This window comes from Bradyrhizobium sp. (assembly GCF_049512235.1).
Classification (GTDB): domain Bacteria; phylum Pseudomonadota; class Alphaproteobacteria; order Rhizobiales; family Xanthobacteraceae; genus Bradyrhizobium.
In genome coordinates, this window is sequence record NZ_JBEKXH010000439.1 from 1 (window position 1) to 9324 (window position 9324).

Sequence of the window (9324 nt, forward strand, 5' to 3'; positions counted from 1 at the left end):
CCGGCGACATCCCACCAGGTGTCTCTATGATCGTGATGTCAAAACAGTCGTCGACAGGCGCCCGGGAAAAACTTGCGGCGATGTTCAGGACGGCCCGTGTGATCCCCGTTCTGACCATCGAACGGCTTGAAGACGCGGTACCGCTGGCCAGGGCGCTGGTCGCGGGCGGGGTGCGGGTGCTGGAAGTCACGCTGCGAACCAGGGTTGCGATCGAGGCCGCCAAGGCGATCATGGCCGATGTGCCGGAGGCCATCGTCGGCATCGGTACCATCCTGAACGCTGACGATCTGGCCCGCGCGGCAGCCCTTGGCGTCGAATTCGGCATCAGTCCCGGTGCCACGCCGGATCTCTTGCAGGCTGCCGCGGCAAGCCCCTTGCCGTTCGCGCCGGGCATCGCGACGGCCTCCGAGCTGATGCAGGCGCTGGCCCACGGCTTTGATCTCGTCAAATTCTTCCCGGCCGAACCGTGCGGCGGCATCAAGGCACTTCGTGCCTTGGCAGGGCCTTTTCCGGATGCGCGGTTTTGTCCGACCGGCGGCATCGGGGAGGCCAATGCGGCGGCGTGGCTGAGCGAGCCGAACGTGGTCGCGGTCGGCGGTTCCTGGCTGTGCCCGGCGGCCGATATCCGCTCGGGCAACTGGGCCGGCATATCAGCCATATGCGCGCGGACGATGCAATCGCTGAAACCTCAGGTGTAATATGACGGCCGACGGACTACAAACGATCCAGGCCAGACAGGGAGAACGATCATGAGCGCGAGTATCGTCGGATGGGCGCACACGCCGTTCGGCAAGTTCGATACCGAGAGCGTCGAGAGCCTGGTGGTCCGGGTCGCGAATGAAGCGCTCGCCGACGCCGGCATTTCCGCCGGCGATGTCGATGAAATCGTGCTCGGGCATTTCAACGCCGGCTTCTCGCCGCAGGATTTTACGGCCTCCCTGGTGCTGCAGGCGGATCCTCAGTTGCGCTTCAAGCCGGCGACCCGCGTGGAGAATGCCTGCGCCACCGGATCGGCGGCGGTGCATCAGGGCATCCGGGCGATCGCCGCGGGCGCGGCCAGAATAGTGCTCGTGGTCGGCGTCGAGCAGATGACGCGCACGCCGGCGGCCGAGATCGGCCGCAACCTCTTGCGCGCGTCCTATCTGCCGGAAGACGGCGACACCCCCGGCGGTTTTGCCGGCGTGTTCGGCAAGATCGCGCAGGCGTATTTCCAGAAATACGGCGATCAGTCGGACGCGCTGGCGATGATCGCCGCCAAGAACCACAAAAACGGCGTCGCCAATCCCTATGCCCAGCTGCGCAAGGATTTCGGCTACGACTTCTGCCGCTCCGAAAGCGAAAAAAATCCGTTCGTGGCGGGTCCCTTGAAGCGCACCGACTGCTCGCTGGTGTCGGATGGTGCGGCGGCACTGGTTTTGACCGATGCGGAGACCGCCAAGACCATGGCCAAGGCGGTCAACATCAGGGCCACCGCGCATGCCCAGGATTTCCTGCCGATGTCGAAGCGCGACATTTTGCTGTTCGAAGGCTGCACCGTGGCCTGGCAGCGCGCGCTGCAATCGGCCGGCGTGCAATTATCCGATCTTTCCTTTGTCGAAACCCACGACTGCTTCACGGTTGCCGAACTGATCGAATATGAAGCCATGGGCCTGACGCCGCGCGGGCAGGGCGCCCGCGCCATCAAGGAAGGCTGGACGCAGAAGGACGGCAAGCTGCCGATCAATCCCTCCGGCGGACTAAAGGCAAAGGGCCACCCGATCGGCGCCACCGGCGTCTCCATGCACGTGATGACCGCGATGCAGTTGGTGGGGCAGGCGCCCGAGGGCATGCAGATCAGGGACGCCAAACTCGCCGGCATCTTCAACATGGGCGGGGCGGCGGTGGCGAATTACGTCTCGGTACTGGAGCCTGTGAAGTAGGGTATCCATCCGATAGAGGCCGCCTTGTCGATCCGGTGAGTGCATGGGTCATGTGATTTTCCACGGAGGATTATCACATGAAGAACAGACGGAACGAAATCGACCCATCGGCTCGAAAGCGGCGGCGCTACAGCCTTGCGGAGAAGCAGCAACTGGTCGCGGCGACGCTGAGGCCCGGGGCCAGCGTTGCGGCGGTGGCGCAGGAGGCTGGCATCCGTGCGACGCAGTTGTATAGCTGGCGGCTGCGGCTGCGCGGATCGACGCCTGAGGGTTTTGCGCCGGTGCGGATCGCGCCGGAGGTGGCGGGCGGCGGCGGAACGCTGGAGATCGAGTTTGCCACCGGCGTGCGGATGCGGATCAGCGGCGCGGTGGACATCGCGGTGATGTCGGCGGCGGTCGCGGCGCTGGCGCAGGGGCGACGGCGATGATCCCGATCGGATCGGGCGTGCGGGTGTGGATTGCGACGGGCCACACCGACATGCGCCGCGGCATGAACACCCTGGCGTTGATGGTTCAGCAAACGCTTCATCGCGATCCTCACGGTGGCGATCTCTACGTTTTCCGCGGCAAGAGCGGCAAGCTGATCAAGGTGCTTTGGCACGATGGCATCGGCATGTCGCTGTACCTGAAGCGGCTCGAACGCGGGCGCTTCGTCTGGCCGTCCACATCAGACGGCGCGGTGGTGATCACGTCCGCGCAGCTCGGTTACCTGTTGGAAGGAATCGACTGGCGCAATCCCGTTCATAGCTGGCGACCGTCAGCAGCGGGCTAAACGTAATCGCGCGATTGATATCAACGCATGTAAGTAAATTCGAATTGATCGTTGATATCACCACATGAGAGCTGCGAATCAGCGTTGATTGTGATCGAATCGCATTATGCCGATGACGATCGATGATCTTCATGAAGACAACAACCTTCCCGAAGGATCTAGGCTTCCGGAACACGATAAACTTCCGGAAGACTATGACGCGCTGAAGGCGGCCTTCATCGAGATGCGCGCGAAGGTGCTCGGTGCGGAAGCCCTGATCGAGCACCTTCGATTGGTGATCGCGAAGATGAAGCGGGAGATCTACGGCCCGCGCTCGGAGCGCAGCCAGCGCCTGCTCGATCAGCTCGAACTTCAACTCGAAGACATGGTCGTGGAAGCGGCCAAGGCCACGGCCGAAGCGGCGCGGGCCAATCCCGTGCAAGCCCACATGCGGCGGCCGGCGACGCGGCGCAATTTCCCCGATCATCTGCCCCGCCGGCGCATCGTGCATCCGGCGCCGACCTGCTGCCCGTGCTGTGGCGGCGACAAGCTCTCGAAGATCGGCGAGGACGTCACCGAGACGCTCGACGTGGTGCCGCGGCAAATGTTCGTCACCGAGTATGTGCGTGAGAAGTTCAGCTGCCGGTCCTGCGAGAAGATCAGCCAGCCGCCGGCTCCGTTCCACGCCATCCCCCGAGGCTTCGCAGGCCCGAGCCTGCTGGCGATGATCCTGGTCGACAAATACGCAAATCATCAGCCGCTGAACCGGCAGAGCGAGCAGTTTGCGCGCGAGGGCGTCGAGCTTTCAGTATCGACCATGGCCGATCATGTCGGCGCCTGCGCGGCCTCGCTGCTGCCGCTGTTCGAACTCATCAAGCATCACGTGTTCGCGGCCGAGCGGCTGCATGGCGATGACACGACGGTGCCGGTGCTGGCCAAGGGAAAGACGCGGACCGGTAGGTTGTGGACCTATGTGCGTGACGATCGTCCGTTCGGCGGCGCTGCGCCGCCCGCAGCGATCTACTACTATTCGCCCGATCGCAGCGGCGTGCATCCGGCACGGCATCTCGCCGGCTACAGCGGAATTCTGCAGGCCGACGCCTATAGTGGCTTCAACACTCTTTACGAGGCCAATCGCAAGCCGGGTCCGATCACCGCGGTCGGATGCTGGGCCCATGCGCGACGCTATTTGTTCGAACTCGCCGACGTCGCATCGAACGCGCGCGACAACAGCTCGAAGGTGATCTCGCCGATCGCGTTCGCGGCGGTGCAGAAGTTTGATGCGATCTTCGCGCTGGAGCGCGCGATCACAGGCAAATCACCCGATGATAGATTGGCTGTGCGCCGCAGTGAGGTGGCTCCACTGGTCAATGAGTTGATCGAGTGGATGAAGCGCGAGCGAGCGAAGCTGTCGGGCCACAATCCCGTCGCCAAGGCGCTCAACTATACGCTCAGGCGCGTTGATGTGTTCACCCGCTTTCTGCACGATGGACGCATCTGCCTCAGCAACAACGCCGCTGAGCGAGCGCTGCGAGGCATCGCACTCGGAAGAAAGTCATGGTTGTTCGCGGGTTCAGATCGCGGTGGCGAACGTGCCGCCGTCATGCTGACGTTGATTCAAACGGCCATGCTCAACGACGTCGACCCGCAAGCCTGGCTTGCCGACGTGCTGGCGCGCATCGCCGATCACAAGATCAACGATCTCGCCGCGCTGCTGCCGTGGAATTGGCACTCCACCCGACGGATCGAGCGCGCCGCCTGACAAGGCCGGCGCGTCTCGCCGCGGTTCATTCTCAGCACAGTCTGGAAAACTCGCCCGCTACGGCCCGTTGGGCCGCCCGTGGCCGGGCTGCCCTGCCGTTTGCACGGCCGATTCGTGCCCCGAGCGCAACCCGGGCTCCCCGCGGCCTATAGCGGATGCTTACGAGAATGCCGAGCGCGCGGGCCTCGTTATTTCGACGACTTGGACACCCGGCTTCCGATGCCACCCGGGAAACTGCCACTCGGAAGTTCACCGGAGGCCCCGCCTGAGAGTTACGGTGACACTGCACTTAATTGCGGGAGATTAAGTCCGATCAAACGTCTTGCGACCAAAAGCGCCAAGAGCACGAGGCGCGGACGCACCGATCGCGGCAGCCCTTCAGTCCGATGAGAGAAGTCTATCAACCTGGGCCAAGAGGTCAGGAACCGATTCCGTGGCTGTCGTCCACAAGGTGTCCTGATTGATGTCGAAATAGGCGTGAACCAACCGATGACGCATACCGGTGATGAGCGCCACGGAATCTGCGGATGCTGGTCGCGTAACTCGGCAGTGACCTTGCCCGCCGCCTCTCCCACAATCAAGATGGCGTGAACCAGCGCGAAAGCCAGCATTTCGTCTTTGTCGAGATCCTCGCGGCTTCGTCGGTGAACCGGATCGCTGCACTTAACGCATCGGCAACGTGGCGCAGACGTACTCGGTCATCGGGCCTCATATTGCGTCTCCGCCGCGCGGACGACCTCGTCCCGGAAATATCGGCTCAAATCTTGAGCCGTGCGCAGATCAACTTTGCGCCCGCCCAGCAACAGTGACAGTTCGACTTCTATTCCCGCCATCGTCAGGAGACTTGGTTTGGCACGTGGCTGGAATTCCACCAGCAAATCTACATCGCTATCAGGACGATCGGACCCTTTCAGCGTCGAGCCGAACAATGACAAACGGTGGATATGGTAGCGTCGACAAATGGCAGCCAATGCACGGAACACTGCAAGAGACATCTCTCTTCTCCCAAGCGATGGTCCATGCCGTCGATGACCGGCCTGAAGCGCCCGTTGCGGCACCTGTTCGATGTCTATCAGCCGTACTATAATCAGCGATCAGTTCGGTTCCGGTAGCATCATCACGAGTGTCGGCTCAGTGATTGATGTTGCGATAAAGTACAGGAACATCGTCCTGGTGCCCAGGGGCGGAATCGAACCACCGACACTGCGATTTTCAGTCGCATGCTCTACCAACTGAGCTACCTGGGCACTTCCAGGGCCGCTGGGCGCCGCCTGGGAGCGCCGGTTTATAGTGGGGCCCGGCAACGCTGTCTACCTCGCTTCGCGCGCGCCGGTTTGGACAGACGGCATGGTATTGATGTGGCCTCCACTGGCACCGAACTCGCGGAGGGACCCCCCACCCCCGACCCCGGGTCAAGCCCCGGGGCAGGCCCCCTTCCCGCCGCTTTGCGGTCGCTTCGCGGAGGGAGGGGAGTGAGAGATAGCGGCGGCTTAGTCACGGGCTTTTCCGCGCCAAAAACGCGAAAAACCAAGCTCAATCCGGGTCTTCGTCCTCGTCGCTCCGGGCCGGAATGGCGTAGGAATTCGACAGCCAGCGGTTGAGGTCGACATCCCGGCAGCGCTCGGAGCAGAACGGGCGCGAGGCCTCGCTCGCCGGCTTGCCGCAGATCGGGCAGGGTTTTGCCTTCGCTTTTGGCGCCACCTTCGCCTTGCCGGGGCCGGCCGGTTTGGGGGGCTCAGGCGGCATTGAGCCACCCGAAGCGGATAGGAAAGCCTTCGCCGCCGAGCAGCGCGATCGATTCGTACAGCGGCAGACCGACGACATTGGTGTAGGAGCCGACCATCTTGACCACGAACGATCCGGCGATGCCCTGCACCGCATAGCCCCCGGCCTTGGCGCGCCATTCGCCGGAGCCGATATAGGCCTGGATATCGTCCTCGCTCAGGCGCTTGAAGCGCACGCGGGTTTCGACCAGGCGCTGGCGAAAAGTCTCCTTCGGCGTCACCAGGCAGATCGCGGTGTAGACACGGTGGTTGCGCCCCGACAACATCCGCAGGCATTGCGAGGCTTCGTCCACCAGATTGGCCTTGGGCAATATGCGGCGGCCGACCGCGACCACGGTGTCGGCGGCCAGGATGAAGGATCCGCGCAATTCGTCATCGAGCTGCACCGATTTGAGCGCGGCATCGGCCTTGGCGCGGGCCAGCCGATTGGCGCAGGCGCGCGGCAGCTCGCCGCGCCGCGGGGTCTCGTCGACGTCGGCCGGACGCAGCGCATCGGGCTCGATGCCAGCCTGATTGAGCAGGGCAAGGCGTCGCGGCGAACCGGAAGCCAGAACGAATTTGGGGCGGCCTAGCATGCGGGCGTGATCTTGCGGAACAGAACGAACGGGGACCCGAGGATGAATGCGCGCGGAACCTATCGGAAGGCCTTCGCGGAGACAACCGGCTTGGGAAAGAACACCTTGTGCCGGCTGCAATCAACCACTGGCCGCCCCGACCTTGGAAAAGCGTTTGCGGATGCGCGACAGCAGGCTGTCGCAGACCTCGCGATAGGCCTCAAGCTTCTGCTCGCGATTGCCCTCGGCGGCTGAGGGATCATGGGTCGGCCAGTATTCGACATCGGCGGCGAGCGTGCGGGTCAATTCCAGCGCCCGGTGATGCGCCTCGGGCGCCAGCGTGATGATGAGGTCGAAATTGAGCCCTTCCCAGTCGTCCAGCTCCTCGAACGTCGTCGGCTTGTGGCCGGAAATATCCTGGCCCAGTTCTGCCATCACCGCGACCGCGAACGGATCGAGCTCGCCTTTGCGGGCACCGGCGGATTTGACGTAGAGCGCATGGGGAAACATATGCCGCAGCAGGCTTTCGGCCATCGGCGAGCGCACGCTGTTCAGGCCGCAGGCGAACAGCACGGCTTGCGGAGCGCGCGGGCGCAGCGGCGCCACCATCAGGGCTCAACCCTTCCAGTGCAGGACGCAGATCAGGGTGAACAACCGGCGGGCGGTCTCGAAATCGATCCTTACCTTGCTCTTCAAGCGCTCCTGCAGGGTGCGTGAACCTTCGTCGTGGATGCCGCGGCGGCCCATGTCGATGGCCTCGATCTTGTCCGGCGTCGCGGTGCGGATCGCCTGATAATAGCTGTCGCAGATCATGAAATAGTCCTTGACGATGCGCCGGAACGGCGTCAGCGACAACAGATGCGCCACCACGGGCGTGCCGTCCTCGCGGCGGATGTCGAACATCAGGCGGTTGCCGGTGATGCCGATATGCAGGGTGAACGGGCCGGCGCCGCCGCCTTCCGGCGCGAACAGGTTCTTTTCGACGAGATCGTAGATCGCAATCGCGCGCTCATGCTCGATGTCGGGGCCGGAGCGCCCGATCGATTCCTCATCCAGCGTCACCGCGACGATGCGGTTCTGCGCGTCCTCCTCTGGCGGCGGTCTGGTCATGACGGATTGAGACGCAATCCGACCGAACGCGCATGGGCATCGAGGCCTTCGGCCTGGCCCAGCGTCATCGCCGCGGGTCCCAGCGCGCGCAACTGGTCCGGTCCGCATTTCAGGATCGAGGTTCGCTTCATGAAGTCGAGCACGCCGAGGCCTGAGGAAAACCGCGCCGAGCGCGCCGTCGGCAGCACGTGGTTGGAGCCGCCGACATAGTCGCCGATCGCCTCCGGCGTATGAGCCCCGAGAAAGATCGCCCCGGCATTGCGGATCCGCGCCGCAAACGCTTCCGGATCGGAGGTCATGATTTCCAGATGCTCGGCGGCAATGGCGTCCGCCAGCGCCACCGCCTGGTCCAGGTGTTCGACCAGGATGATGGCGCCGTACGCGTCCCACGAGGCGCCTGCGATATCCGCGCGGGGCAAGGTCGCAAGCTGCGATCGCACCGCGCGTTCGACCGCTTCGGCCAGACCGGCGCTGTCGGTGATCAGGATCGACTGCGCGTTGACGTCGTGCTCGGCCTGCGCCAAGAGGTCGGCCGCGATCCAGGCGGCGTTGCCGGTCAGGTCGGCGATCACCAGAACTTCCGAGGGACCGGCGATCATGTCGATGCCGACCTTGCCGAACACCAGCCGCTTGGCGGCGGCGACATAGGCGTTGCCGGGACCGACGATTTTTACCACGGGCGCGATGGTCGCGGTGCCCCAGGCCAATGCCGCTACCGCCTGCGCGCCGCCGACGCGATAGATTTCGCTGACGCCGGCCAGCCGCGCCGCCGCCAGCACCAGCGGATTGAGCTTGCCGTCCGGCGCCGGCACCACCATCACCACGCGACCGACGCCGGCGACCTTGGCCGGCACCGCATTCATCAGCACCGAGGAAGGATAGGCGGCGGTGCCGCCCGGCACGTAAAGACCGACCGATTCGATCGCGCTCCAGCGCCAGCCCAGTTCGACGCCGAGCGCATCGGTGAAGCGCTGGTCCGCCGGCATCTGGCGGCGGTGGAACGCCTCGATCCGCTCGCAGGCGAATCCGAGCGCATCGATCGTATCGCCGTCGCAGGCCTTTACCGCGGCATCGATTTCGGCCGCGCTGACGCGCAAGCCGCCCGCTTGGAGATCGAGCCGGTCGAATTTTCGGGTCGCATCGAGCAGCGCCGGGTCGCCCCGCATGGCCACGTCATCGACGATGGCGCGGGTCGCGGCCTCGATATCGGCGGACACTTCGCGCTTCCTGGCGAGGAAGCCTGCGAATCGCTCACTGAAATCGGCGCGGCTTCGGTCGAGGCGAACGGGCATGGTGACTTTCCGGCAGCGGGCATGGTCGAAAGGCCCACTGCTCAATGGCGCGGCAGCCATTTGCCGTCAACCCTCGTGCCATCTGAAAGCGCGAGCGGGCAGTCTGTAGGGTGGGCTAAAGCCTCCGGGGCGCGCGAATGCGTGCCCCGATG

The 9324-nt window shown here is 64.2% G+C and carries 11 protein-coding genes, 1 tRNA gene and 1 pseudogene; 5 read left to right on the plus strand and 8 right to left on the minus strand.

The window, feature by feature from the left end; translation table 11 throughout:
- Positions 1–35: 35 nt before the first annotated feature.
- The 5 genes from eda (at position 36) to tnpC (ending at position 4432) form a co-directional block, all read left to right on the plus strand.
- Positions 36–698, plus strand: coding sequence for a bifunctional 4-hydroxy-2-oxoglutarate aldolase/2-dehydro-3-deoxy-phosphogluconate aldolase (eda, locus tag ABSG20_RS28710; protein ID WP_423867849.1), 663 nt, complete (start codon positions 36–38; stop codon positions 696–698).
- Positions 699–749: 51 nt separating this feature from the next.
- Positions 750–1919 (plus strand): acetyl-CoA acetyltransferase, encoded by a 1170-nt coding sequence (locus ABSG20_RS28715; RefSeq protein ID WP_423867840.1) that lies wholly within the window; start codon positions 750–752, stop codon positions 1917–1919.
- A 77-nt stretch (positions 1920–1996) separates the two neighbouring features.
- Positions 1997–2347 (plus strand): IS66-like element accessory protein TnpA, encoded by a 351-nt coding sequence (gene tnpA, locus ABSG20_RS28720; protein ID WP_423867841.1) that lies wholly within the window; start codon positions 1997–1999, stop codon positions 2345–2347.
- Entirely contained in the window at positions 2344–2691 is a 348-nt protein-coding gene (gene tnpB, locus ABSG20_RS28725; protein ID WP_423867842.1) for an IS66 family insertion sequence element accessory protein TnpB, read from the plus strand. Before tnpA ends, tnpB begins: the two co-directional genes overlap by 4 nt.
- Positions 2692–2914: 223 nt before the next feature.
- Complete coding sequence (gene tnpC, locus ABSG20_RS28730; protein WP_423867850.1) at positions 2915–4432, plus strand: IS66 family transposase; 1518 nt, start codon at positions 2915–2917, stop codon at positions 4430–4432.
- A gap of 378 nt (positions 4433–4810) precedes the next feature.
- On the opposite strand, the pseudogene ABSG20_RS28735 reads toward tnpC, so the two are convergent.
- From ABSG20_RS28735 to hisD, 8 genes and pseudogenes are all read right to left on the minus strand, one after another.
- Positions 4811–5070: pseudogene (locus tag ABSG20_RS28735) on the minus strand (HepT-like ribonuclease domain-containing protein); the annotation flags it as partial.
- A gap of 60 nt (positions 5071–5130) precedes the next feature.
- Positions 5131–5427, minus strand: a complete 297-nt coding sequence (locus tag ABSG20_RS28740) for a nucleotidyltransferase family protein (protein WP_423867843.1) — start codon at positions 5425–5427, stop codon at positions 5131–5133.
- 176 nt (positions 5428–5603) lie between these two features.
- Positions 5604–5679 (minus strand) — tRNA-Phe (locus ABSG20_RS28745).
- 286 nt (positions 5680–5965) lie between these two features.
- Positions 5966–6178 (minus strand): DNA gyrase inhibitor YacG, encoded by a 213-nt coding sequence (yacG, locus tag ABSG20_RS28750; RefSeq protein WP_423867844.1) that lies wholly within the window; start codon positions 6176–6178, stop codon positions 5966–5968.
- Entirely contained in the window at positions 6168–6791 is a 624-nt protein-coding gene (locus ABSG20_RS28755; RefSeq protein WP_423867845.1) for a Maf-like protein, read from the minus strand. Before ABSG20_RS28755 ends, yacG begins: the two co-directional genes overlap by 11 nt.
- 120 nt (positions 6792–6911) lie before the next feature.
- Complete coding sequence (locus ABSG20_RS28760) at positions 6912–7379, minus strand: arsenate reductase ArsC (protein WP_423867846.1); 468 nt, start codon at positions 7377–7379, stop codon at positions 6912–6914.
- Positions 7380–7385: 6 nt separating this feature from the next.
- A complete protein-coding gene (locus ABSG20_RS28765) occupies positions 7386–7880 on the minus strand; it encodes a UPF0262 family protein (protein ID WP_423867847.1) in 495 nt (164 codons plus the stop codon).
- A complete protein-coding gene (hisD, locus tag ABSG20_RS28770; RefSeq protein ID WP_423867848.1) occupies positions 7877–9172 on the minus strand; it encodes a histidinol dehydrogenase in 1296 nt (431 codons plus the stop codon). Before hisD ends, ABSG20_RS28765 begins: the two co-directional genes overlap by 4 nt.
- Between the last annotated feature and the right edge of the window lie 152 nt (positions 9173–9324).

Coding starts and splice junctions, on each gene's coding strand:
- eda (WP_423867849.1), top strand. CDS start 36: ATGTCAAAACAGTCGTCGACAGGCGCCCGGGAAAAACTTGCGGCGATG.
- ABSG20_RS28715 (WP_423867840.1), top strand. CDS start 750: ATGAGCGCGAGTATCGTCGGATGGGCGCACACGCCGTTCGGCAAGTTC.
- tnpA (WP_423867841.1), top strand. CDS start 1,997: ATGAAGAACAGACGGAACGAAATCGACCCATCGGCTCGAAAGCGGCGG.
- tnpB (WP_423867842.1), top strand. CDS start 2,344: ATGATCCCGATCGGATCGGGCGTGCGGGTGTGGATTGCGACGGGCCAC.
- tnpC (WP_423867850.1), top strand. CDS start 2,915: ATGCGCGCGAAGGTGCTCGGTGCGGAAGCCCTGATCGAGCACCTTCGA.
- ABSG20_RS28740 (WP_423867843.1), bottom strand. CDS start 5,427: ATGTCTCTTGCAGTGTTCCGTGCATTGGCTGCCATTTGTCGACGCTAC.
- yacG (WP_423867844.1), bottom strand. CDS start 6,178: ATGCCGCCTGAGCCCCCCAAACCGGCCGGCCCCGGCAAGGCGAAGGTG.
- ABSG20_RS28755 (WP_423867845.1), bottom strand. CDS start 6,791: ATGCTAGGCCGCCCCAAATTCGTTCTGGCTTCCGGTTCGCCGCGACGC.
- ABSG20_RS28760 (WP_423867846.1), bottom strand. CDS start 7,379: ATGGTGGCGCCGCTGCGCCCGCGCGCTCCGCAAGCCGTGCTGTTCGCC.
- ABSG20_RS28765 (WP_423867847.1), bottom strand. CDS start 7,880: ATGACCAGACCGCCGCCAGAGGAGGACGCGCAGAACCGCATCGTCGCG.
- hisD (WP_423867848.1), bottom strand. CDS start 9,172: ATGCCCGTTCGCCTCGACCGAAGCCGCGCCGATTTCAGTGAGCGATTC.